The 24847-nt window shown below is 42.9% G+C and carries 17 protein-coding genes; 10 read left to right on the forward strand and 7 right to left on the reverse strand.

The window, feature by feature from the left end:
* Positions 1 to 185 precede the first annotated feature (185 nt).
* Both QUA47_RS21395 and QUA47_RS21400 read left to right on the forward strand, forming a co-directional pair.
* Positions 186 to 1181, forward strand: a complete 996-nt coding sequence (locus QUA47_RS21395; RefSeq protein WP_333432234.1) for an STELLO glycosyltransferase family protein — start codon at positions 186 to 188, stop codon at positions 1179 to 1181.
* A 91-nt stretch (positions 1182 to 1272) separates the two neighbouring features.
* Positions 1273 to 4500 carry a tetratricopeptide repeat protein gene (locus tag QUA47_RS21400; RefSeq protein ID WP_333432235.1) on the forward strand — a complete coding sequence of 1076 codons (3228 nt, stop codon included), beginning with the start codon at positions 1273 to 1275 and terminating at the stop codon, positions 4498 to 4500.
* Positions 4501 to 4672: 172 nt separating this feature from the next.
* On the opposite strand, the gene QUA47_RS21405 is transcribed toward QUA47_RS21400, so the two are convergent.
* From QUA47_RS21405 to QUA47_RS21420, 4 genes are all read right to left on the reverse strand, one after another.
* Positions 4673 to 9280: a tetratricopeptide repeat protein gene (locus QUA47_RS21405; RefSeq protein WP_333432236.1), complete on the reverse strand. Its 4608-nt coding sequence runs from the start codon at positions 9278 to 9280 to the stop codon at positions 4673 to 4675.
* Between the two features lie 184 nt (positions 9281 to 9464).
* The gene (locus tag QUA47_RS21410) at positions 9465 to 9593 is read right to left on the reverse strand and encodes a hypothetical protein (protein ID WP_333432237.1); all 129 of its coding nucleotides are present in this window, start codon (positions 9591 to 9593) and stop codon (positions 9465 to 9467) included.
* Between the two features lie 154 nt (positions 9594 to 9747).
* Positions 9748 to 10353: a 50S ribosomal protein L25/general stress protein Ctc gene (locus QUA47_RS21415; RefSeq protein WP_190656458.1), complete on the reverse strand. Its 606-nt coding sequence runs from the start codon at positions 10351 to 10353 to the stop codon at positions 9748 to 9750.
* Between the two features lie 190 nt (positions 10354 to 10543).
* On the reverse strand, positions 10544 to 11881 hold the full coding sequence (locus QUA47_RS21420) for an adenylosuccinate synthase (RefSeq protein WP_333219730.1): 1338 nt from the start codon (positions 11879 to 11881) through the stop codon (positions 10544 to 10546).
* 255 nt (positions 11882 to 12136) lie between these two features.
* On the opposite strand from QUA47_RS21420, the gene QUA47_RS21425 reads away from it, so the two are divergent.
* The 5 genes from QUA47_RS21425 to QUA47_RS21445 all read left to right on the forward strand — a co-directional run bounded on the left by QUA47_RS21425 (position 12137) and on the right by QUA47_RS21445 (position 18535).
* A complete protein-coding gene (locus QUA47_RS21425; RefSeq protein ID WP_333219732.1) occupies positions 12137 to 13174 on the forward strand; it encodes an adenosine deaminase in 1038 nt (345 codons plus the stop codon).
* 249 nt (positions 13175 to 13423) lie between these two features.
* Positions 13424 to 14728 carry an aspartate aminotransferase family protein gene (locus QUA47_RS21430; RefSeq protein WP_333432238.1) on the forward strand — a complete coding sequence of 435 codons (1305 nt, stop codon included), beginning with the start codon at positions 13424 to 13426 and terminating at the stop codon, positions 14726 to 14728.
* A gap of 306 nt (positions 14729 to 15034) precedes the next feature.
* Entirely contained in the window at positions 15035 to 16513 is a 1479-nt protein-coding gene (locus QUA47_RS21435; RefSeq protein WP_333432239.1) for a TldD/PmbA family protein, read from the forward strand.
* A 146-nt stretch (positions 16514 to 16659) separates the two neighbouring features.
* Positions 16660 to 18006: a TldD/PmbA family protein gene (locus QUA47_RS21440; protein WP_333432240.1), complete on the forward strand. Its 1347-nt coding sequence runs from the start codon at positions 16660 to 16662 to the stop codon at positions 18004 to 18006.
* A gap of 94 nt (positions 18007 to 18100) precedes the next feature.
* A complete protein-coding gene (locus QUA47_RS21445; RefSeq protein WP_333432241.1) occupies positions 18101 to 18535 on the forward strand; it encodes a GNAT family N-acetyltransferase in 435 nt (144 codons plus the stop codon).
* A gap of 95 nt (positions 18536 to 18630) precedes the next feature.
* Here the strand turns inward: QUA47_RS21445 and QUA47_RS21450 are convergent, their stop codons facing one another.
* From QUA47_RS21450 to QUA47_RS21460, 3 genes are all read right to left on the reverse strand, one after another.
* Complete coding sequence (locus QUA47_RS21450) at positions 18631 to 19653, reverse strand: sucrase ferredoxin (protein ID WP_333432242.1); 1023 nt, start codon at positions 19651 to 19653, stop codon at positions 18631 to 18633.
* Positions 19654 to 19731: 78 nt separating this feature from the next.
* Positions 19732 to 20880, reverse strand: coding sequence for a JmjC domain-containing protein (locus tag QUA47_RS21455; protein WP_333432243.1), 1149 nt, complete (start codon positions 20878 to 20880; stop codon positions 19732 to 19734).
* 142 nt (positions 20881 to 21022) lie between these two features.
* Positions 21023 to 21175: a hypothetical protein gene (locus QUA47_RS21460; RefSeq protein ID WP_242724717.1), complete on the reverse strand. Its 153-nt coding sequence runs from the start codon at positions 21173 to 21175 to the stop codon at positions 21023 to 21025.
* A 464-nt stretch (positions 21176 to 21639) separates the two neighbouring features.
* Here QUA47_RS21460 and QUA47_RS21465 point away from each other — a divergent pair, with 464 nt between their 5' ends.
* The 3 genes from QUA47_RS21465 to QUA47_RS21475 all read left to right on the forward strand — a co-directional run bounded on the left by QUA47_RS21465 (position 21640) and on the right by QUA47_RS21475 (position 24773).
* Positions 21640 to 22764, forward strand: a complete 1125-nt coding sequence (locus QUA47_RS21465) for a THUMP domain-containing protein (RefSeq protein WP_333432244.1) — start codon at positions 21640 to 21642, stop codon at positions 22762 to 22764.
* A 66-nt stretch (positions 22765 to 22830) separates the two neighbouring features.
* Entirely contained in the window at positions 22831 to 23682 is an 852-nt protein-coding gene (gene yhdJ / locus QUA47_RS21470; RefSeq protein WP_333432245.1) for an adenine-specific DNA-methyltransferase, read from the forward strand.
* Positions 23683 to 23882: 200 nt separating this feature from the next.
* Positions 23883 to 24773 carry a restriction endonuclease gene (locus QUA47_RS21475; RefSeq protein ID WP_333432246.1) on the forward strand — a complete coding sequence of 297 codons (891 nt, stop codon included), beginning with the start codon at positions 23883 to 23885 and terminating at the stop codon, positions 24771 to 24773.
* Positions 24774 to 24847 lie beyond the last annotated feature (74 nt).

The following is a 24847-nucleotide window of genomic DNA, read 5'->3' on the forward strand; positions in this document are numbered from 1 at the left end:
CATAACGGGGAGGCAGGTAAAGCGGGTGGAAAAATCTATCGATTGCCACAACTTTATGGTAAAATATGGTTACACAGTTGATGGGGTGAAAGGAAAAGGTATAAGATGCAGGATCTGGTGCGGATTATAGTCTAGGCAAGGATGGGTAATGTTTGAATTCTATAAAAAAAATTGAGGTTTGAGCCGTGAAATCATTAGTTATAACAACAATTAATAAACCAACTGCCGCTCTGTTCAAATACAGAGATATTTTGCTAGATTTAGGGTGGAAAATTATTGTAATTGGGGATAAAAAAACTCCTAGAGATTTTGAGTTGCCAGGAGCTGACTACTTTAATGTAGAGCAGCAATGCGAAGATTTTGGGGAGCTAGCATCTTTGATTCCTATGAATCATTACTCCCGCAAAAATTTAGGATATTTGTATGCTATGCGTCTAGGTGCAGAAGCGATCGCGGAAACAGACGACGACAATATTCCTTATGATGACAAGTATCCCAATTTCCTCCCTTCCCTTGTTAAGACTCCAGCGGTAGACGTTAAAGGTGCAGTTAATGTCTATTCTTACTTTACAAATAAAAAAATATGGCCCAGAGGCTTGCCCCTTGACAAAGTTAATAATTTAGTCGATGAGAAGCTGACCGCAGAAAAAGAGGTTACTTGTTACGTCCAGCAAGGACTAGCAGACTTAGACCCCGATGTAGACGCTATCTATCGTTTGACGGTTGGTGATGAAAATATTCAGTTTGAACCGGATAAAAACTTGTCACTGTCGCCCGGATGTTATAGTCCTTTCAATACGCAAAATACTTTATTTTACAAGCAAGCTTTTCCTCTGATGCTGCTGCCTATTGGTGTGAGCAGTCGTGTTACCGATATTTGGAAAAGCTACATTGCTCAGAGACTTTTATGGTGCATAAACTCCCGTGTTCTCTTTCTCTCGCCTTCAGTGTACCAGTTGAGAAATGAACACAACCTGATGAAAGATTTTAGTGAGGAAATTCCTTTGTATACTCAGGTTCACACTTTAATTGACTTACTGGAAAATTTTACGAGTGATGCTAGCGATGTTTGCCAATTAATGATAGAGATGTATGCTTATCTCAATCAAAATAATTTTCTAGGCGAGATAGAGGTTCGTCTGTGTGAGCTGTGGATTGAAAAAATCAAAAAATATTGGTAGGAAATTTGTCTCCAGCATAGTAACTGTAATAAATTGACAATTTATTACGTCTAATAGAAAAAATGCAATAAATATTTAGGAGCAATTGGTGATGAAGAACCAAGATTTTGAGTTTTACTACGAATTAGGAGAAAATTTGGCAAAGGAGGGTGACTTGGAGGGTGCAATTGCTTGTTATCACCGAGTCATTGCCCTCAATCCCGACTCGTCATCAAAATGCTTTTTAGATGGCTTAGAAGCGATAAATTTTCTAGAAATCAATGCCAAAGAATTAGCTATTTTACCCGGAAACAACGTTAAGGAGACCAATGAAGGGTATTTAAGCTTGAAGGGCAATCAAGGCTTTGTGTTTTACGGGCCGTATATAGACATTCCAGATGGGTTGTACCGCGTTAGGGTGGGATTCAATTTTCCCGACAACAGTTTAGAAATGACTGAGGAAAAAGACTGTGCTCGCAGTTTTAACTTTGATGTGGTCTCTCCTTGTCCTTATGTTTTATATGAAGCCAAGGTTGATAGTCATCAAACCTCTCTTGAATTTTACTTGGACTTTATTGAAGGTCACAGAACAGAATTTCGTTTCTTTTCCATCGGGTCAGCATTTTCAGTAAGTTGTATTGAAATGACTCTTGTCTATCAACCCAAACCGAACACCAAGGCGGCTTTTTTATACTACTTTAATTTGGGTTGCATCCTGCAATTAAAAGGTCAACGGCAGAAGGCAAATCAGGCGTACAGTCGTGCTGTTGAATTTTCGCCAACACTAGCCGTAATTGATGATTTAATAACTGACAAATATGCCTTAACTCTTCCACCAGTAGCGGAAGAAGCTTACTTAAGTGTAGGTGTGCTTTTAGAACAACAGGAGAGGTGGAAAGAAGCGATCGCTTGCTACCGCAAAGTTTTGGAAATTACTCCCAACCATGCCAGTGTGTCCTATAAATTATCAATTATTTTAGCAGCACAAGGTCAGTTAGAGGAAGCTATCGCCTGCTTCCAAAAAGCCCAAAGGCAACCCAGCGAGGCAGAAATCTATGAAAAGATTTGGAAGGGTTTGAATCAACTGGCTCCTTTACACGAGACAGATATAGATAGTCAAGCTGAAATTCAACTGGAAGATGCCTGCACATACTTCAGTCAGACCAGCAAATATACCGCGATAAAAATGGTATCTTTAAGTGAGTTTAATGAAGCTGAAAAGACGATTATTCAAGAGGCAAACCTTTCCTTAGCTAACTTGAAGTTGATCGAACAAGACTCTCTAATTTTAGAAGAAATTTATCTCAACCAGTTTGAAGAATTTAAAGGTATAAGCCTCGGCAAAGAAACTCTTAAAAAGTCAAATTTTAGCTCATGGAATTTACTTAATGCAACTAATGATTTTCAGCAAAGCATAGCAGAAACAGGTTATATTTATTCAGTTTGCCCCTTTACAGGTAAGGTACTTAGGAGCGATCGTTCATTTTATATCCAACACAATCCTAGTGTACCGATATTAATTTATCAATTTCAAAGCACCGAAATATTTTACCTGATTGTGGGGGGGTGGGGCGGTGTAAAGATATGTATTTATTTTCCCGGATTAGAGCTGGTAATCAACTTGTCTAATGAATGGAGTACCTGGCTGAGTGCTGAAAAAATTATTAATCAATTTAAGGCTCATGCTGTTACTTTTTGGCAGCAATTCAAATCTTACATATCAAATGAAAAAACAAAAGAAGTTGTTGGTATTGTCGGGACGATACCCAATTTGGGTCACTATTTCTGGAATCAAATCAGCGGACTTTACTATCTATATGAAAATGACCTCTTGCATAAAATCGATAAATTCTTAATAGGATCTAATGAATATCTTGAAATTGATGCACTTTTCCCGGAAATTACGGCCGAAAAAATTGTTCGTTTATCCGACAATAACAGTTTTTTTGGAACCCTATTAGACAATAACTATTTTGCTCTCTACGCAACTCACTCATTCATCAAAGACGATTTAGCGATCAGAATTCAGACCGCTGCTTTCAATAAGTGCAGTCAGTCATTTCTGGAAAATGTAGAAGCAGCTAAGAAACATTTTCCACTGCTATGGATTAATCTTCGCAGCCACAATAAGGCTTGGATCTCTCAAGTAGAAGGATATGCAAATATCATCACAAAAATATTTGAAGATTATCCAGGTATGGCAGTTGTCTTTGATGGTTTTTCCACCGAGAAAGCCAATATGGAGCAAATACAGGCTCTCATTTCTCTTAATGTTAAGGTATACAATGCGCTTGAATGTCCTGTCTACGAAACAATTGTCTGGGCTGGCACGGTAGATACATACATAGCTGTTATTGGTTCTGGATTAACGTTGGTAACTTGGATTGCTAACAAGCCGGGAGTAGCCCACTCCGATCGTGGACATTATTCGCAGATACCTTGGTGGTTAGAGGTTCGCGAAAATTGTGTAGATATAGTACCTGTCCCTGTTGAGCATATTATTAATGTTACTACTGGGGGGGGATGGGAAAATTATGATTGTGATTGGAAAGTGATTTATGATGAGGTTATTAAGGTAGTCAAAAATTTGGATAAGTCGCAAGAACAGCCACAGTTAATTGAGAACGAGTTAACCCAAAATGACTTGATTCAATTACAACTCGAACCAGCCACAACTCATCAGGAATATCTAAAATTAGATCTAGGCTGCGGCAACAACAAAAAACCAGGAACAATTGGATTAGATTGCTGTGAGATCCCTGGCGTTGTTGATCACGTACTTAACCTACAGACTGATACATTGCCATTTGCTGATCGCAGCGTTGAATATGTTCACTCATCACATACCTTAGAAGATTTGACTGACCCGATACATCTATTCCAAGAAATTAGTCGCGTTTGCATTGACGGTGCTAAATTGGAGTTCTGGATTCCCTATGTTTGGTATAATTCAACATTTATTTACGGACAGAAGAATTACTACCAAGAGGATAGCTATATGCACCTCTGCGTTTGGTTTGCACACGTGGGGTCAGTGTCGCTTGGTGCTAGGTGGTATCTCAAGGAAATTGTATACGTTGTCCCCCCCCATATATTAATCGAACTTTACAAGCAGAAGATTCCGCTTGAATTTGCAATTCGATATTATAAAGGTGTTGTCCTAGAGTTTGCTGCTATTATCGAAGTTCGCCATGAGGACAAAGAACAAACGATTCACCCTCAACGCAGCTTTGCTACTAGCCGCCTTGGTCACCGGTACTTGCTGCCATCAGCTCAGGAAATAGTTGAAGAAGAAGAACTGCTCGAAGCAATCAATTGGTTTTCTGCTCCCTCAAGTTAAAAGTTGAGGCTTACAGTTAATTCAACTACCCATTGCAATTATCTTTTGGATTAGTCAGGCTCTATTGTGGCAAGGAGTTATATCAAATCCGGTTGCATGGGAATTTTATGGTGCGTCGCTGTCAGGTTTTCAAGCTTCTCCAGTAGATGATTGATGGCAACGCACCCGCATCTCAGGGGAATTCAGTAATTTTATTTTGAGTCAATAAGTCCTCAAAGCACACTACCGTTAACGGAACCTGGCTTCCATCTTCAAGAACAACCTGTAAAAGTAGTTCAGCTTCGCGTGGTATTTCGATTAACTCCACTTCTGCCCAAAAACCCGAGTTTTCAGCCCAAGATGAATTTCCATGAACTTGACCCACATCCGGTCGATGTAGACCAACAGGAATTTCTCGGATAGTTTGAGCCGAAGATATTAACTCTATTTTAGTTGCTGGAGAGGCTTTACCTATTACCCAGCCACCAAAATAAATCATACTAACATTTAACTGTATTCCAGCTTTGGGTGAATCTACAGCAGATGCTAACAAGAGTTGTGAAGGGTGTTTGGGTTCGTAAACATGAATTTTCAAAGTGGAGAAAACCCTTAAACTATAATCGTCTCTAGTTCTTGTTAAATTAATATTGTAGCAGGGATCATAGTCAATAATCTTTTTCCACCTTTGCTTCATGGTTTCCTGTTCCTGCATAAAGCGACGCTGTTTCTCAGAAGTATCCTCTACCCCCCGACTCTTCGATTCGTAATGATACAAAACAACATGAGGTAGATAAACATTCCGGTAGCCGCGTTGCATTATTTCTAGGCACAAATCGACATCATTAAATGCCACAGCTAACTGTTCGTCAAATCCGCCAACTCTTTCAAAAACCTCTCGACGACACATCAAACAAGCACCCGTAACTGCTGAGTAATTATTCACGGTGGCAATCTGACCGTTATATCCGGGAGCGGTAGCATCAAAATTCCTGTGAGCATGATCTGCTAGGCTCCTCAGTCCCAATATAACCCCTGCGTGCTGAATTGTATTGTCTGGGTAAAGCAGTTTAGCACCAACAGCACCAATTGTTGGCTTTTGAACTTGCTCAACCATTGCCTCAATCCAATCTGAGGTAATAACTTCTGTATCATTATTCAAGAACAGTAAATAATCCCCTTGAGATTGAGCTACAGCGTAGTTATTAAGTCGAGAAAAATTGAAGGGAATATCTAACTCGTAACACTTAAATCGAGTAGGTTCCTTGCTTTTCCATCCGGAAATTACTGCTGCTGTCTCTGGTTCGTCACTACCATTGTCAATGACAATTACTTCATAGTTCGGGTAGGTAGTGTTTTCAAAGATAGATTTAAGACACCGCTCCAAGAAATTACCTAGATTTCTTGTCGGAATAATAATACTGACCAGCTTGAAATCTGCTATGTGATAGCGAATAATATGAGCACCTGGTAAGTCAGGCACACTTATGATACTGGTATATTTTTCTCCTCGCCGTTGCAGTGCATCTTCCAGAGCTTTTTGTGTTGCTTCCTCAGTATTCTTAGTGCTATAAACCCTCTCACCATAGCCCGTTGGTATTCTCCTGTGGTAAAGAATTTTGGGAATATGAAAAATTTTATTAGTCTTCTCAGTTAATTTTAGGGCTAAGTCATAATCGTGGCTGCCTTCATAACCTACTCTAAACCCACCAACTTCATTGACTAAAGCGCACCGATAAGTTGCTAGACGACCAACGTACATCCGCGATAGAAACGACTCAGGACACCAATCCGGCTTAAAAAATGGGTCAGTTAGCCTGCCTTCTTCGTCTAATTTATCTTCATCTGAATAGATAAAATCGGCTTCAGGATTCTGTTCTAGCAGGGAAGCTACCTCATAAAGCGCCTCCTGTGCCAGAATGTCATCGTGGTCTAATAAGATTATAAATTCTCCTGCTACTGAGGCTAAAGCAGAGTTTAGACAAGCAGAAATTTGACCATTCTCAGGTCTAAATACAAGTTTAATTCTATCGTCTTTAGCAGCATATTCTTCTAGAACTGACTTAACGTAAGACCGGGTTGAAGCATCATCAGCTATACTTAGTTCCCACTGCGGATAAACCTGATTGATTAGGGATTCAATAGATTCTCGCAGCAAAGCTTCAGGTGGGTTATAAATCGGCATCAAAATGCTAAATAGAGGCTGATACTCTAATGTTTTAGCCATGCCCGACATCCGACGCAAATCATCTCCTGTAGGCACGTTTTGCTTCTGCCAGCGCTCGTAAGGATTTTCTAGAGGTAAGGGTGTTGAGGAGGTTATTTCTTTGACTTTACCATAAAAAGCTTTCTCTTCCTCTAGTTGCCTTTTTGGTTTGCGGTAATCCAGGGCAGCCCCAGCATTCAGCTTGATCGCACTGCGCTCTGGTACATTAGCGGATAGTCTTCCCCCTAACACCGCCCTACTTACCCCTTTTTTTTTTAACACCTCTTCTAACAGCCCAGAAATAGCCTGGTCATCAGGCCTAATCTGCAACGCCATCTGATAAAAGACGATCGCCCCATCCGGCCAATTCTTCCGCACCAAAGCATCCGCCAACTCAACATAAAGGTCAGCATCATTCGGCGCAATCTCCAGGGCCTTGTGATACAACTGCACGTCATCACGATTCTCCTGAATCGCCCGCCTGTACAAACCCATAGCATCCCGCAAATCCCACTGCGATCGCATCCTCAAAGCATCAGCCAACTTTTGCGAAAGCCACGGCAAATCCGCCTGAATTTCCGCAGCGCGGCGGTAAGCGGCGATCGACTCATCCCACCGTTCCAGCTTCTCAAAAGCCGTTGCCATGTTGTAATAAGTCCACGGAAAATCAGGATTTAACTCGGCCGCGCGTCGGTAAACATCGATCGCTTCCTCCCACCTTTCCATTTCTAGCAGCGCGTCGCCCAATTTGCTCTGCGACCAGAAGAAATTCGGATTAACTTCGTTAGCACGCCGGTAGGCAACAACCGCCTCATCCCACCGTTCCAAATTCACCAGCGCTTCTGCTAAATTGTTGTGCGCCCAAAAATGGTCGGGATTGAGTTCGATCGACCTTTGGTAAGCCGAAATTGCCTCATCCCACCTTCCTAGTTTAATTAGCGCGTCTGCTAAATAGTTGTGCGACCAACTGAAATCTGGATTTAATTCTGTTGCTTTCCTATAAGCATTTACCGCCTCCTCCCACCGTTCCAACTTCAGCAACACATCTGCTAAATTGTTGTGAGACCAGCTAAAATCTGGATTTAATTCGATCGCCTTGCGGTAAGCATTTACAGCTTCTTCCCACCGTTCCAACTTAACCAGCGACTCAGCTAAATTGTTGTGCGACCAAGAAAGATCGGGATTGTTTCTAATAGCATTACTGTAAGCATCTACCGCCGCTTCCCACTGTTCTTGATTTCTGAGAATTTCGCCCAATTCATGATAAGCTGCGCCAGCATTTGGGTTCAACTCAACCGCGCGTCGGTAACACTCAATTCCCTTATCTACCTTACCTTGCTCGATCAAAGTTTTGGCTAAATTCTCGTGTTCCTCAGCGGTTCCAGACTTCGGGTCGATCGCAAATGCTCGATACCAAGCCTCAGCCGCCTCCTCCGACTTGCCTAACTGCGTCAAAAGTTTTGCAAAATTGCGAAAAGCACCGGCAAAATCCGGTTTCAGGGCGATCGCCTTTTCGTAAGCAGAAACCGCTTGCTGCCACTGTTCTTGCTGCGCGCAAATGCTGCCGTAATTAGCATATGCTTCGGCAAAATTTGGGTTAATTTCTATTGCTTTGACATAGCAACTTTTAGCTTCATCAATTTTTCCGCCAGCTTGCAGCGCGTTGCCCAGCATTTTGTATAGAGGCGCTTCCGGCTTAATTTGCAGTGCCTTCTTACAAGCTGCGATCGCCTGTTCCAATTTACCCTGAGCGAAATAGCCTTCTGCCAGTATTTTGTATGCTTCTGGATCTTCTATATTAATTGTAGAATTAACTGGCTGCTGCACTGGCTGCTGTACTGGCTGCTGCACTGGCTGCTTAACTGCGGTTGCTGCTGGCTGCTGCTTAACTGCACCGTTTTTCGCAGTGGCACCCGCTAAAGTTTGCTGTCCCTCGCTGCCATTTCTCGCATTAGCTGCGTTCAGTTCAATAGCTTTGCGATAATATGCTGTCGCTTCTTCTAACTTGCCTTGTTTTTTGAGCGCTTCGCCCAAATTTTGGTAAGCCTGCGGCAAATTAGGATTTAATTTTATGGCGCGAGCGTAACAAGCGATCGCTTCTGGGAATTTTTCCTGCCGAAAAAAAGCGTCGCCCATATTCAAGTGTTCCCCAGGCGCTACTTTTTCCGGTTCCAAACTAAATGCTTGATACCAGCACTGCTGGGCTTCTTCGGGTTTGTTAATTTGTCCGAATACTTTTGCTAAATTCCGGTACACTCCCGCGAAATTCGGCTTAATCGCGATCGCCTTTTGATAAAATCCGATCGCCTCCTGCCATTTTTGCTGCTGCGCGCCCAGGCTGCCCAAATTCGCGTATACTTCCGCAAAATTCGGTTCTATTTCAATCGCTTTAGCGTACCAGTGCCGTGCCTCTTCCATCCTGCCTTGAGCTTGCAGCGCGTTGCCCAAAGTCTTGTAAGCTGGTGCAAAATTGGGATGAATCTTCAAAGCTTGCTCGCAGGAGGCGATCGCTTCTTCTAATTTTCCTTGGGATAAGTATATTTCTCCCTGTTGGTTAAATTGAACCGCTGTTGATTCTGTATTGACTGTTGATGGCATAGGGGCGGCGGCTCCAGAGGCAGGAATTAAATAGGGTAGTCTAAACGTTTCACAATTATACTCGGGTTTGACACTAACATTACCGGACTTGTTCCCCCAATTCTTAATTTTTTTCACTCTTGGGGCTATCGATTAACCGCGTTTTCCAATGATTTTTTTGATTTGACTGCTAAATATGTAAGAATCAGCCTGGTTTCTGGCTGATTTGCGCGCCAGTGGCGACTTGTGTAGCTCCTGACGATCGCCCGTTTTGTAAAGTAAAGTAAACCATGTCGGTTCTTGCTTGTGCGAGGCTTTCTTGTGGACTGGGCAAGGGAGGCCGCCTAAAAAATATTACAAACGGCGCAAAATGTGCGAGCCCACCCAAACGAGAATAGCCTTTTTAGCAAAAAACGATCGCCCTTTTGGGAGAAAGCGATCGCCCTTTTTTTTTCAACAATTAGTTAACAACTATTAGCAATTACTAATCAAGCTGCTGCCTCTGCGTCTTCTTCTGCGTCTTCGGCTTCAGAACCTGCTTGAATTCCCAGCACCGTAACAACCACCTGATCTGGTTCGCCGAGAGCTACCACTCCCTCAGGCAAAACTAATTCGTGAATGTGCACCGCATCCCCTAGCTTTAAATTAGAAATATCTACTTCAATTGCTTCAGGAATGCTGTCAGGTTTGCACTTAACTGCCAGTTGCGTCAGCACGGTATCCAAGATGCCGCCTTCTAACTTGACGCCGACTGGTTCGCCGACAAAACGCAGTGACAATTCAACTTCCAGGCTGTCTTGAGTCGCCACGGAGAAAAAGCTCAGGTGGTAAGGATAGCCTTTCCAAGGATGAACTTGAACTTCCCGCAGCAAGGTTTTTCCGCTCCAAGAGAGGTCGGGAATGCTGAGGTCAATTAGGGTATTGTTGACTACGTGCTTTTTGAGCAGGTGTTCAACTGTTTTGGCTTTGATGGTAAGGGAAATAGATTCAGAGCCTTTGTGGCCGTAGAGGACGGCGGGAATCAATCCAGAGCGGCGGAGGGCGTTAGGTTTGCTGCCTTCTGCCCGCTTTTGACATTCTACTGCGAGTTCCATTTTATGACTTTCTGTTGATTGTTTTTACATTTTATCAAATTTATGCTACAGCGATCGAAGTTAATTAAATTCGCTGAATATTTGATAATAATTGGGAATTGGGAATTGCGAATTTGGCTATTCTCCGAATCTCTGCCTCTTCAACTCTCCCAATCTCCCCATCAATCTTTCCCAATCTAAACTCTCCAACCTAAAATGGTTTGGCGGGATGGCCGTCTGCTGAAAGCAAAGCGCGTTTCGGGCCGTGAATCGGGTCTTCTACAATAATAGTTTGGTCGCGGCTCGCACCGAGAGAAACAATTGCGATCGGCACTTCCATCAAATCTGCCAAAAACTTCAGATAATCCAATGCTTGCGGCGGTAAATCTTCCAAATTCCGGCACTCTTCCGTAGACTGTTTCCAACCGGGAACGGTTTCGTAAATAGGTTTGCAGCGAGTAAATATCCGGGAACTTTTCGGGAAATCAACACAGCGTTCGCCGTCAATTTCGTAAGCAACGCAAACTTTAATTTCTTCTAATTCATCCAAAACATCGAGTTTGGTAATTGCCAGACAGTCAAGGCCGTTGATGCGGACTGCGTAGCGGCCGATTACCGCATCGAACCAACCGCAGCGGCGTTTTCTGCCCGTTGTCGTGCCGAATTCTGCACCTCTCTCGCCCAAAATTGCGCCTATTCCATCTACCATTTCGGTAGGGAAGGGGCCTTCTCCGACGCGGGTTGTATAAGCTTTTGCTACGCCAATTACGCGATCGATCGCTGTTGGGCCGACTCCGGTTCCCACACAAGCACCGCCTGCGATGGGATTGCTCGAAGTAACGTAAGGATAAGTGCCGTGGTCTAAGTCTAATAAAGTGCCTTGCGCGCCTTCAAACAGAATATTTTTCCGCTTGTGAAGTCCCTCATAAATTTTCAGGGAACTATCAACTACGTGCGGTCGCAAACGTTCCGCATAAACTCGATATTCATCAATTACATCCTGGGGATTTAGAGGTGGCAAATTGTAGAGTTTTTCGAGAAGGACATTTTTACAATTAATCGTCCATTCCAGTTGTTCTTGCAACCCTTCCAAGTCCATTAAATCGAGCATCCGAATGCCAGTGCGTTCGGACTTGTCGGCGTAAGTAGGGCCAATGCCGCGTCCCGTCGTCCCGATTTTATAATTTCCCCGCTGCGTTTCCGATGCTACATCAATTAATCGATGATAGGGCATCGTGACGTGAGCCGTCTCCGAAATCATCAGGGAGGCTGTCGAAATATTCAGTGCCTCTAACTGATCTAACTCTGCAATTAAAACTTTGGGGTCAATGACCGTGCCGCAGCCGATGATACACTCTTTATCAGGGTAGAGAATCCCAGACGGAATTAAGTGCAGCTTGAAAGTCTGACCGTTAACTACCACGGTGTGACCCGCGTTGACGCCCCCTTGGTAGCGGACAACGATATCTGCGGATTTGCTGAGCAAATCGGTAATTTTGCCTTTTCCTTCATCGCCCCACTGGGCGCCGATCACAACTACGTTAGCCAAGGGTTTCTCGCGTTCAGTTCAGGTTGACACAATCTCCGATTATGTATGAATGCGTCCAAAATGTCAATCAATTTTAAATTTTAGATTTAGGATTTTAGATTTTAGAGGCTACGCCACGGATACATTGGTTCACAGGTCGATCGGCTAGGCATATTAGTGAGAGGCGAGCCACAGACGAGTCCGGGGGCAACAGACCCCATTGTTTTCGGTCAAATTAATTTTTGTTAAGATTGAGAAAATAGAGGCTTTGTTGCCATGACTTTACACGCTGAGTTGCACCGCCATCTGGGTGGTTCTGTTGTTCCTAGGGTGCTGTGGCGGTATTTCGATCGCCACAATGCTGAGATGGTTAATCGATTTCAAGAATACTCGGAGTTTGAGGAGTTTTACACTCGTCCGCGCAATACTCTCAATGAGTATTTGGAACTGCACACGCTGGTAGAAAGCGTTCAAACTGTTGAGACTTTGCCTTATTTCATCTATCGGTTGATGCGGGGCGCTTACGTGTTTGAAAATCTGGCTTATTTGGAGTTGCGCTATACGCCTTATTTGCGGACTCCAGAACATTTGAATCAGTCAGAACGCATTGATTTGATGGCAGAAATTGTAAAGGTTGTGGGCAAGGCAAGTCAAATTAGCGATTGTCCGATTGTTACTAGCCAAATTTTGTGTATGCACTCGCGTTTACCCTATGAGGTGAATCGGGCGATCGTAGATTTGGCGGCGCAAATGGGGGAATATGTTTGTGCGATCGATATAGCTGGTGGCGATGATTGTATTGGCGAGCGTTTGGACGAGTTTGTCGGATTGTACCAGTATGCGAGGTCGATCGGCATCAAAACTACCGGCCACCTCTATGAAACTACGTCTGGTTGTTATCCCGAACTTCTGCCTTATCTGATGCGTATCGGCCACGGGATTCAAATTCCGTTAAAATATCCCGAACTGCTGCCAGAAGTCGCGCGCAGGGGTCAATGCTTGGAAGTTTGCCCGACTACCTATCTCAAAACGGGGACGTTGCAGGATATGCGCGAATTGAAGGTTGTGTTCGATCGATGTTTTGAAGCTGGCGTCGATATTGCCATTTGTACCGACAACGCGGGATTGCACAACGTGCGATTGCCTTTCGAGTACGAGAATTTGTTAACTTTGGATATCATTGATTTTCGGCAGTTGCAAGCGTGTCAAGAAGCTGCTTTCCGCCATGCTTTCGCGTGGCCCTACGGGGAGCGGCCTGTGAAAATGCTAACTGGTTTGTTGCAGCATGAGTCTGTGGAGGCGATCGTTAATTAAAGAATATCTATTTAATTAACGGCCAAGGCGCCAAGGAAGAGAAAGAAGAAGATAGGTAGATGTCTTCAGGCAAAGACTCTACTTGAAAATGATAAAAACCTCTTTCTTCTCTTCCTTCGCGCTCTTTGCGTCTTCGCGGTTCGTTTAAAAGAGATGTTTGTAAAATTATAATAAGTGTCGGGCGCTCTGCAATCGATAGCAAGTTATAGTTTGGAGGCAGAATCATCAATATAAAAAAATAAAAAAACGATGACAAATATGGACGCTTACTGGATGCCATTCACTGCCAACCGACAGTTTAAAGCGAATCCGCGAATGCTGGTATCGGCAAAAGATATGCACTTTACAAGCGATGATAACCGCTCAATTTTAGATGGTACTGCGGGGCTGTGGTGCGTGAATGCAGGACACGCCCGCGAGACAATTGCCGAAGCAGTTAAACAGCAGGTTTTGCGTTTGGATTACTCTCCGGCTTTTCAGATGGGACATCCGGGTGCTTTTGAATTGGCGGAACGTTTGGTAAAGATGATTCCGGGCAATTTCGATCGCGTTTTTTTTACTAATTCGGGTTCGGAATCTGTAGAAACTGCTTTAAAAATTGCGATTGCTTATCACCGGGTGAAAGGTGAAGGAACCCGCCAAAGATTAATCGGCAGGGAACGCGGCTATCACGGCGTTGGTTTTGGGGGAATTTCTGTCGGCGGTATCGGTACAAACCGCAAGTTTTTTGGCAGTTTGCTCACAGGAGTAGATCATTTGCCTCACACTCACAATCTCGAACACAATGCCTTCAGCCGCAAACAACCAGAATGGGGAGCGCATTTGGCGGATGAATTGGAGCGGATTGTCGCTTTGCACGATGCGTCTAATATTGCAGCGGTAATTGTGGAACCAGTGGCTGGTTCTACAGGTGTTTTGATTCCCCCGAAAGGTTATTTGGAGCGACTGCGGGCGATTTGCGACAAATACGGAATTCTGCTGATTTTTGATGAGGTAATTACCGGATTCGGGCGGCTTGGCTCTAGTTTTGCAACGGAATATTTTGGGGTGGTTCCCGATATTGTGACGGCGGCGAAAGGTATAACTAACGGTACGGTGCCGATGGGGGCGGTGTTTGTGAAAGAAGGCATTTATGATGCTTTTATGAATGCTCCTGAAAATGCGATCGAGCTTTTTCACGGTTATACTTATTCGGGTCATCCTCTGGCTTGTGCGGCTGCTTTGGCGACGCTGGATATTTATGAGGAAGAAAGGTTATTTGAACGGGCAGATAAGATGGCAGATTATTGGGAGAATGCGGTGCATTCTTTGAAGGGGGTGCGGCACGTAATTGATGTTCGGAATCTGGGACTTGTCGCTGGGATTGAGTTAGAATCTCTTGCTGGGAAGCCGGGGAAACGGGCTTTTGATTGTTTCTTGCAGTGCTATGAAAAAGGGTTGCTAATTCGCACGACGGGTGATATTATTGCTTTGTCGCCACCGTTGATTATTGAGAAGGAACATATCGATCGCATTGTGGAAATTTTGACAGGGGTTTTGCAGGAGATGGAGTAGGATTAAAATGAGATTTTCCACCATTCTCGCTTAACAGGCAAGATGTCTGTTCCACATTAACAGGCAAGATGCCTGTTCCACAAACAGTAAATTTCTTGTGGGGTGGGCATCCTGCCCGCCCATAAAATATCTATGGATAATGGTGCAAGATATTAGACTAAATGAACCGCGAAGGCGCGAAGGACGCGAAGGAGGAGAAAGAAGAAGATGCAGTTCTTCCTTCGCGCTCTTTGCGTCTTCGCGGTTCGTTCAAATAATTAAAAAGCGCTATAATAATTAACAACTAATGACGAATGACGAATAACTATGGTGCAATTAACGGCAAAAATCTCTGCTAATGAGTTAGCAAATTTGGCTGTAGATTTGATTCGTAAAACAGGTTGCGAGTACGGTGATGTGCGTTTTTGCACTTACCGAAGGCAGAATCTTTACGCGCGCGATCGATCTTTAAGTCAACTGTCAGATAATGTAAGTTCCGGTTTTGGCGTGCGGGTGCTTCTAGACGGCGCTTGGGGGTTTGCCGCCAGTCACAGCAAAACACCGGCAGAGGTTGCAAGAATAGTCGCTTTGGCTGTAGAAATCGCTAAAGGCAGCCGCTTGACTCAAAAGGAACCGGTGCGGTTAGTGCCGATCGAAAAATATGTCGATACCTACATTACTCCCATCGCCATTGACCCTTTTTCGGTACCAGTTGCTGATAAAGCGGAACTGCTGCTAACTATCAACGAGAAGCTGCTAGCACACGGCGCACAAGGCATCAAAAAAGCTGATTCTTTTTTGCAGTCCAGCCGCGAAGACAAGGTTTTTGCTTCTACAGAAGGCTCGCTAATCGAACAAACAATCTACCGCAGCTATCCGGGCTTTGACTGTACGGCAATTGCGGGCGGCGATGCCCAAAGTCGCAGTTACGAACGCCCGCCACTTAATATCGGTTACGAACATATTAATCCCGATGATTTGTTGAGTCAAGTTGAAAGAGTTGCTGCCGAAGCTATTGAGAAAGTCCGCGCTCCTAAAATCCCTGCTGGTATTTGCAAATCCCTGATTCTCAAGCCGACAAATTTGTTTTTGACAATCCACGAATCAGTAGGACATCCAACTGAATTAGACCGGGTTTACGGCTACGAATCTAATTTTGCTGGCACGAGCTTTGCTACTACTGATAAGTTAAATAAACTGCAATACGCTGCACCTTGGGTGAATTTTAAGTGCGATCGCACTCAACCGGGCGGCCGCGGTACAATGGGTTACGATGATGAGGGCGTAAAATCACAAGATTGGTACGTTGTCAAGGATGGAATTTTAGTTGATTATCTCACTGACAGAGAGACGGCTTATCGCCTCGGACGCGGTAGCAGCAACGGTTCTGCTTACGCTGACAGTTGGTCGAGCGTGCCGATGGTGAGAATTCCTAATTTGGGATTGGAACCGGGCCCGGATGGCGGCAGCCATACTGCTACTTTGGCAGAGATGATTGCGGATACGGAAGACGGGATTTTAATCGACGGTATGGGTAGTTATTCGATCGACCAGCAGCGCCGCAATTTTCAATTCGGCGGCGATGCTTTTTGGAAGGTGGAAAAAGGTAAAGTTGTCGGTATGTTGAAGGATGTAACTTATCAAGCAATGACTACTGATTTCTGGAATCAAATAGATGCAATCGGGCCGGCTTCGGAGCTGGTTCAGTGCGGTACTCATATATGCGGCAAGGGCGAGCCGGTGCAGGTTGCTCAGATGACTCACGCTTGTGTGCCGGTGCGAGTGAGGGATATTCAAATTGGGTAATAGGGCATGGGGCATGGGGCATGGGGCATCGGTTCTTAGTTATTAGTTAATTGCTAACAATGCCCAATGCCCAATGTCCAATTTGCAATGCCCAATTCGCAATGCCCAATTCGCAATGCCCAATTCGCAATGCCTAATTACTAATCATGATTGTAACAACATCGCCCGCAAGTTTAAGTGAAGACCAAGCCTTATCTGTAGTAGAAAAAGCAGTCAAATTATCCAAAGCAGAGGAAGTATTTGTCAGTCTCTCTACAGGCGAGGAATCTCTTTCGAGATTCTCGGAAAATCAAATCAGCCAAAATATCAGCAAAACAGTATTTAGCCTGAGCATTACTAGCTATTTTGGCAACAAAAGCGCCTCTGCTGCTGTTACAGAATTTGATGAAGATGCGATCGCCTCCGCAGTCAAGCGATCGGAAGAATTGGCCCGAATTGCGCCGACAGACCCCGAATGGATGCCGCTACTGCCGCCTCAAACCTACGATTTGCGATCGCCCGCATTCGACACAGCAACCGCAACTATATCGCCTCTAGCGCGGGCAGAAATGGTGCAGCAAGCTTGCGCGAGATCCTCCCAGGGGGGCGCTCATGGTTCGGGCACTTTGAGCACTGAGGCGTCGCTGTACGCGATCGCCTCGTCAACCGGACTCCGCGCCTGCAACCAGTCTACAAAGGCGGATTTCAGCTTTACTGCTCGCGTTGAAGACGGTTCTAGTTGGGCTCAGAGCACTGCTTGGAGTATCAACGAATTGCCGATCGCCCAATTAGCAGAACAAGTGCTCGATCGGGCTATCGCATCCCGCAACCCGCGCCCCATCACTCCGGGCGTTTATCCAGTAATCTTTGACGGCGCTGCTTTTGCGGGCTTGCTACCGTGGGTGATTTGGGGGCTGGATGCGAGGGCGGCGGATGAGGGGCGATCCTTTATGTCGATCGCCGATGCAGAGGGAAAACCAGCGGGAAACCGCGCGGGGGAACAACTTTTTAGCCCGTTAGTGCAAGTGCAGCGCGATCCGGCTCATCCTTTGTTGCGATCGAATACTTTTTTCGGCGACGGATTGAGCAATAACTATTTGGAAATCATCAAAGATGGCGTCCCTCAAAGTTTGTCTTATTCTCGCTACTGGGCCGCACAAAAAGGCAAAGAGGCAAAAGGTGCTTATTACCCGATCGTAATGACAGGTTCCGACCAAAGTTTAGCAGATTTAATTGCTCAAACCGAGCGCGGAATTTTTGTCAGTCGAGCTTGGTACGTGCGTTACGTTAATCCGAAAACATTGGAAGTAACGGGAATGACTCGCGACGGTACTTTTTGGATTGAGGATGGCAAAATTGCTTACCCGATTAAAAACCTGCGTTTCAATCAAGTTTTACCTGATATGTTGCGCGATGTGGATGCAGTTAGTGCGGTGAAGCGTTACGGCGGTAGTGTCGTGCCCGGAGTGCGCGTGAAAGCTTTTAATTTCACCAGTATTACTGACAGTTTGTAACTCGCACATTATCCCGTATGGTGCGTCGGCATCCTACGGTATAATCTGCAAATTAAATCTAAAATCTGGCGGCGATGCACCCTACAAGATAAAAATGCCTCAACTAGATATACGCCCGGTTAGAAACAAACAAGAATTAGAAGAGATGTTTTACCAGCGGTGGCTGGTTTTGCGATCGCCTCTAGGAATGGAGATGGGTAGCGAAAGGGATAATCACGAAGATGGTGCTTTGCATTTAATTGCCATGTGCGATCGCAAAATCATTGCTTCAGCCCGACTGCGAGAATTATCCCCAAAATTAGGAAGCATCAGCTACGTTGCCGTACTTCCTGAATTTCAAAATCAGGGAATTGGCACTAAAGTGATTAAAAAATTAATAGCAAAAGCTCAGCAAAAAAATATCAAAACTTTGAGACTTATGTCTCGCATTAATGCCACTAATTTTTACAAAAAACTCGGATTTTCCGAACAAGAAAACCCCTTTGACTACCTGGGAATCCCGCACATATTTATGCAGTTAGAGATTTAATCATCGGCATATTTAAATTTTACACTCAAGTTTGATGAAATTCTTGTGAGGTGTCCCGCCCGCAAAAAAGAATAATTTAGATGCGGGACAGCAGATCACGTAGTCTCGACCAATTTGGGCAGCGAAACTGAAGGAGAGATTGCCAACTTTAACTCGTCTGTTTTTGTTGAGTAAAAATGGATATTTTCTACCGAATATTTGACAAATTCTGACTCTTTTTTAGCACCACAGGAACCTTTGAGTCGAACAGTTTTTGTTTCATCTTTTACCAAATCGGCACGATAAGTGTACGTAACGTCGGCTTTTTCAAAGGTAATTTCAGCTAAAAAAGCATCATTTTCTGTGTCTAAATCGAGAATTTTGCTGGCGACTTTGTAGTTAAACCAATCCCACCCGTAAAGCACGAGCAATTCTCTTTCCAAAACTTGGATAGGATTTGGCAAAATTCCCCAACCACGATAAACTTTATTCAAGCATTCGATATCGCCAGTTCGCGTTAAAATGGATTGGAACGACGCGCGATCGAGATTTCCGTAATATCTGCCATCAGGCAAATCGATCGCAGTCGGTGCAAAGCGGTGTCCGCCAAAGTGACTGGCTCTCCAAACGCGAACATCATTCAATTCTAACTCAGAAGCTAAAGCAGTTGCTTGGGCATAAAAAGGATTGCCGTATCTCGCACAACACATATCGTGACTGCCGTGAGTGCAAACCAAAATATCTCTAGTTTGCTTGTTTTCGGTTTCGCAACCAGGAACTTCTCCAGCTAAATAGCTGTTGATAATTCCCGCTACTTTATCACAACTATCTACATTAAATTCATGCTTTTCGTAACCCCCAAAAAGTTCCAGATCTTTATTCTCATAAATCACAACTTTACGCTGATCTGAACATTTGGTTCGGTCGTTATTTATCAATAAAAATCGGATTTTCTGTTTTGAATGTTCTACTTCCTCTACCAAATCCTTGAGATTTTGGGAAATTTGTTTAGAATTAAACGCTTCAGCTTCCCAAGGAAAACAACATTCAATTAATATATAGGTTTGGTAATTACTACCGCTGCCAATAATATCCTCTTTAACGCATTTAGAAGCATCAGCACAAAAAAACTTATCCATTATTGTTTAACTCCTTGTATGTGTCAAAAATTGCTCTTTTTACAACCCATTTATAAGAACTCATGTTCTTCTCCAGTTTTAACCAACAAAAATAATTCCTTCAACTACCAGCTTTGACAAAAGTGGCACTATATCTATTTCCCAATCATAATCCGGCAACCAATCCATAACATCTTCCCCAGTAAAAAACTCCGTACTAAATAAATTGTCCATAAATTTAGCTGTGACTCCTCTCAGGGATACTTCTTTACCTGCAACAACTATTTTGTATCCGCCATCATCAGATAATTCGTGAATTCTTACCCGCTGAAACTTGGGAATTTTAAACTTGGTTTGCACACCAGAGGGAAAAATATTGAACCCTGCTTGATGAGGCAAAGAATATTTGGCAACAGGTTTTCCTAAACTGTCCAGATAACTGCTATACTCATCTGCAAGATTTTTACTGTTTGCGTAGCGGTGCAATTCAGCAATTAAACTGTTGACATTTGCATTAATCGCATCGGCGTTTGTTCGTAGCGGTAAACTTTTGCGCCAATCTGATTGTTCGCGCAATTCGCTAACCAACCATTCTAAAAAGTCAATTCCGGTTTTGCAATGTATTCCTAATGTTAAATGCAGCGAGGGTTCTTCGCAAGCAACTGCATAATGCCAATGTCCGCGCGGTATGTAAAGCACATCCCCTGGATGTAAAATACAGCTTAAATCTGCTTCGGTTTCTGGTGGTGGAAAAGATGAGGATTTTTGATCTTTCAGCGGATACTTAATTGTGTCTTCAAATACATACCATTGCTTGATTCCATCTACTTGCAATATAAAAACTTCGTGGGTGTCGTAGTGGGAGGAAAATCCTTGTTTTTCGGGCCAGGAACAGTAAGCATTTACTTGATTTGCATAACCTAAGTCTGATTTGATTGCCGCAGCAAAGTGAGCGATTTCGGGAATTAGTTTGTGTACTTCATTGATAATTAAAGTTGCTCCCGATTGGCAGGATTTGATGAGGTTTTCATTGGCGCTTTCATCGAGGACTTTTCCTCCTATTGCTAAGCGAATATCGGGATATCTTAGTTGGTGAAAGTTGAGGATGTAGTTTAGTTTTTCCCACGAAAATAGGTGTGCAAAATTTTTCTTACCTTCGCTGGGGATCAAAACGGCTTTGGTTGTCCAATTGTGGTCTAAAAATTCTTTGAGATTGTATGGTTGCAATAGGTTGGCGATCGATCGCATAATTCTTTATGACAATTTTTATCAATAAAAATTGAACAAATTAACTGTGAGAGGCAATGCCCCTAGAGTTATCCCGCAAGCAAGGAGTAAAATCTATTACTTCTTGCTTGGGGATGCGAAGTCTAACAGAAAAGACTTTTAATTATTCGTTGCTAACATCGTCACCATCAGCATCAACATTCAGATGAGAAGAGATGTTTTTAGCTGTTACCTGCTTGGCAATTTCCTTGACTTCAACTTGAATTTTGCTGGCACGGGATTGTTTGAAAGTCGATCCGTCAATTTGCTTTGACATAAATGTCTCCAAATGTAGTAAACCGATCTAGCTAAGAGGTTCCTTAACAATTGTGTTGAGGGTTCAATCTCAAGCTCTAAGTACCTTAGCATAAAGTCAATAAATTGTGAAGTTGTTAATAAAAATTTTCAATAATAGACAAGCAAACTCATCTGCAAAAGTGAGATATCAAGTTGAGCTTGAGAGCTGAATTCCTGTTAAAGTAAGAGTTTTAAGGTTTAGCGTATGTGTTCTCGCAGTCAGCGCTATAAATAAATAGAGGCAGGGAAATGCGAGCGCTTGTTGAACATTATTTTTAATAAGCTAGCATTGCCGAACCTACGCATCTGCCTTAAGGTAGATTATTTTTTTGAGACTTATGATTAAAACCAGCTACTATGGTGATCGGTCAGTTATCAGTTGTCAGTAGTAACCACTAACAATTAACAAATAACAATTAACCATTAACCATTAACCATTAACAAATGAATCAATATTTTGCTACAGTTGCGCGCGGTTTAGAAACTATTGCCGCCCAAGAATTAGAACGTTTAGGGGCCCAGGATGTCAAGCCAGATTTTACAGGGGTTTACTTTGCGGGCGATCGCGCTTTATTGTACCGCGTCAATCTGTGGTCGAGAACAATTTTTCGAGTGCTAATGCCGATCGCCGAATTCCGGTGTTACAACTCGGATATGCTCTACCGGGAAGTGCAGAAAATCCCTTGGGACGAATACTTATATCCCGAAAATACTTTAGCAGTAAACTGCACCGGTGGCAACGAAAATTTGAACCACACTCACTTTACAGCTTTGCAGGTCAAAAATGCGATCGCCGACCAACAGCGCCTTCAATTTAACAAGCGTTCTAATGTCGATGTAGAGCATCCCGATTTGCTAATTAACATTCACATTCATCAAGATAGAGCTATTTTAAGTTTAGACAGTTCTGGCGGCAGTTTGCACCGCCGGGGATATCGACCGGCGATGGGGCTTGCTCCCCTCAAAGAAACCCTAGCTGCGGCTTTGTTGGAGATGGCAGAATGGACGCCAGATTTGCCCTTTTTAGACCCGATGTGCGGTTCGGGAACTTTGCCTTTGGAAGCGACTTTAAAGGCCTTGAATATTGCACCGGGATTGTTTAGAGAAAATTTTGGATTTATGACTTGGCGGGATTTTGACGAACCTTTGTGGGATAAATTGTGGGCCGAAGCTGAAAATAGCGAATTGCCGCAACTTAAAGAGGTGATTGCAGGGTGCGATCGCGATTCCGATATGTTAAGCCAAGCTCGCACGAACGCGCAGCAAGCTGGTATTTCTGGTAAGATTCAGTTTGCTCAAACCGAGTTATCTCAGTTGGAAGCACCAGCAGACAGAGGTGTTCTGATTTGCAATCCTCCTTACGGAGAGCGCCTGGGAGATGCTAGCGAATTGGGAGATTTGTACCAGATGTTGGGGGATATTTTCAAGAATCGTTTTAAAGGTTGGAATGCGTTTATTTTGACTGGAAATAAGGAGTTGGGCAAAAAGGTGGGACTCAGGACATCGCGGCGGATTCCGGTTTTTAATGGCTCGATTCCGTGTACTTTGCTCAAATATGAACTGTATTAAATATTTATAGAACATATCTCACTACACTTGGCAATAGCCAATATTAATTGGAAGAGGTTAGGCTGAATGAAGATTTTTGAAATTGACGACCACAAGCTCATTTTAGGAGATGTGTTAGAAGTGCTTGGCAGTAAAATCCAAGACAACTCAATCGATTTAATTTTTGCCGATCCTCCCTATAATATTGGCAAAAATTTCAATGGTGTTAAAGACAAGTGGGAATTTGAAAGCGATTATTTAGAATGGAGTTATACTTGGTTGAACTTATGTGTTAATAAGCTCAAGCATAATGGCAGTTTGTATCTGATGGCGTCAACTCAAAGTATGCCCTACTTTGATTTATATTTGCGCGATCGCTTAACAATCCTTTCTCGAATAGTGTGGTATTATGACAGTTCGGGCGTACAAGCAAAAAATTTTTACGGTTCTCTGTACGAACCAATTTTATATTGTGTCAAGGACAAACGAAATTATACATTCAATTCCTCCGATATTCTGGTAGAGGCAAAAACCGGATCTGTGAGAAAACTAATTGACTACCGCAAGGCTACACCATCAGTATATAATTCTAAAAAAGTTCCAGGTAATGTGTGGGAGTTTCCGAGAGTGAGATATCGTATGCCTGAGTATGAGGAACATCCTACCCAAAAACCAACATCATTGTTAGAAAGAATTATCAAAGCCAGTAGTAATGAGGGTGACGTTGTACTAGATATATTTTCGGGAACTTTTACAACATCATTTGTTGCCAAACAGCTTAAAAGAAAGTCAATCGGCATAGAATTACAAGAAAAGTATCTACAAATAGGATTGCGGAGGTTGCAAATTACTCCGGATGAGAGTGAAGAGGCTCTCATGTCTGAAGTCAACTCCGGTGAAGTTTCGCCACAGCAGCTAACACTAAACTTACAACTCTAATAAAAATGGAACATGAATTTACAAAAATAATTAAAACCATTTTAGAGGATAAGTTTGGCGACGTGGGGTATCAAATATTGCGTGAAAGCCAGCTAATTTTATATTTGAATATAAAGAATAAATCTTCAAATAAAGGCTCAAAATCAAGAGGAAGTTTTGCCAACTTATACGCAATCTAGGTTTTAGTTGAAGATTATTTGGTGAAAAAATTTGATCGGACAGGAATGTATTCAGATTATGAAGGTGCAGTTTATACCAATCTTTTTAAGAGACAGCGTGAATTACCATTCGGGCAAAAGCTTCAAAATCATGGCTTGAACCATAGGATGAATGAAGAATTTAAAAAATATTTTCCCACTTGTGAGTTCATCCCAATTTTGAGAAATCAGAAAAATAACAGGTATTGGTTTAACGAAAATTTATTAAAAGTCAAAATCAATGAGAATGAACACAATATAGCAGAAACAGTAATCCAAATAATTGATGCTTACGTTGAAGCTAAGAGAGATAGCTTTGAAAAGTTTATTCAAATTTGTAAAGATGCTCAAAGATTGACAGAGGTTCAAGTCAGAGAATTTATCAAACAAATGGTAGCGCCAAATGTAGATGCTCGAATTTTAGAGATAGTCAGCTACAGTATATTAAAATACTACTACAATGACCGAGTTATTTATTGGGGTTATGCACTAGACAGACTCCAGCAAGAAAATTTAAAGCTGTTTAAAACAGGTAGGACAAATGCTAATGATGGGGGAATTGACTTTGTAATGAAACCCCTAGGACGTTTTTTTCAAGTGACTGAAACTGTAGATGTAAATAAATATTTCCTAGACATTGATAAAATTGAAAGGTATCCGATAACATTTGTAGTTAAATCTTTAGATTCAGATAGTGAAATTAAATCAAAGATTGAAGCACAAGCTCGAAAGCTGTATTCAATAAATGCTATAGTATCTCAGTACATGGAATGTATAGAAGAAATAATAAATGTTCCTATTCTGATAGAAAGATTTGAACAAGCTGTTGCCAAAGGGTACTTAAGCACTATATTGAGCGAGATTATTAAGCAAAGCAGATTAGAATTTAATTAGGGCTTGCTGAATAATCGAGCGCAAACTAAGAACAGGAGCGAGGGATATATTCAAGCAGAGTTAAAGAATATTCA

It is taken from the genome of Microcoleus sp. MON2_D5 (assembly GCF_036701905.1).
Classification (GTDB): domain Bacteria; phylum Cyanobacteriota; class Cyanobacteriia; order Cyanobacteriales; family Microcoleaceae; genus Microcoleus.

Bases quoted from the DNA above. Each gene is read 5' to 3' on its own strand.
- QUA47_RS21400 (WP_333432235.1), top strand. From the start codon at position 1,273: ATGAAGAACCAAGATTTTGAGTTTTACTACGAATTAGGAGAAAATTTG.
- QUA47_RS21405 (WP_333432236.1), bottom strand. From the start codon at position 9,280: ATGCCATCAACAGTCAATACAGAATCAACAGCGGTTCAATTTAACCAA.
- QUA47_RS21415 (WP_190656458.1), bottom strand. From the start codon at position 10,353: ATGGAACTCGCAGTAGAATGTCAAAAGCGGGCAGAAGGCAGCAAACCT.
- QUA47_RS21425 (WP_333219732.1), top strand. From the start codon at position 12,137: ATGACTTTACACGCTGAGTTGCACCGCCATCTGGGTGGTTCTGTTGTT.
- QUA47_RS21430 (WP_333432238.1), top strand. From the start codon at position 13,424: ATGACAAATATGGACGCTTACTGGATGCCATTCACTGCCAACCGACAG.
- QUA47_RS21435 (WP_333432239.1), top strand. From the start codon at position 15,035: ATGGTGCAATTAACGGCAAAAATCTCTGCTAATGAGTTAGCAAATTTG.
- QUA47_RS21440 (WP_333432240.1), top strand. From the start codon at position 16,660: ATGATTGTAACAACATCGCCCGCAAGTTTAAGTGAAGACCAAGCCTTA.
- QUA47_RS21445 (WP_333432241.1), top strand. From the start codon at position 18,101: ATGCCTCAACTAGATATACGCCCGGTTAGAAACAAACAAGAATTAGAA.
- QUA47_RS21450 (WP_333432242.1), bottom strand. From the start codon at position 19,653: ATGGATAAGTTTTTTTGTGCTGATGCTTCTAAATGCGTTAAAGAGGAT.
- QUA47_RS21455 (WP_333432243.1), bottom strand. From the start codon at position 20,880: ATGCGATCGATCGCCAACCTATTGCAACCATACAATCTCAAAGAATTT.
- QUA47_RS21460 (WP_242724717.1), bottom strand. From the start codon at position 21,175: ATGTCAAAGCAAATTGACGGATCGACTTTCAAACAATCCCGTGCCAGC.
- QUA47_RS21465 (WP_333432244.1), top strand. From the start codon at position 21,640: ATGAATCAATATTTTGCTACAGTTGCGCGCGGTTTAGAAACTATTGCC.
- yhdJ (WP_333432245.1), top strand. From the start codon at position 22,831: ATGAAGATTTTTGAAATTGACGACCACAAGCTCATTTTAGGAGATGTG.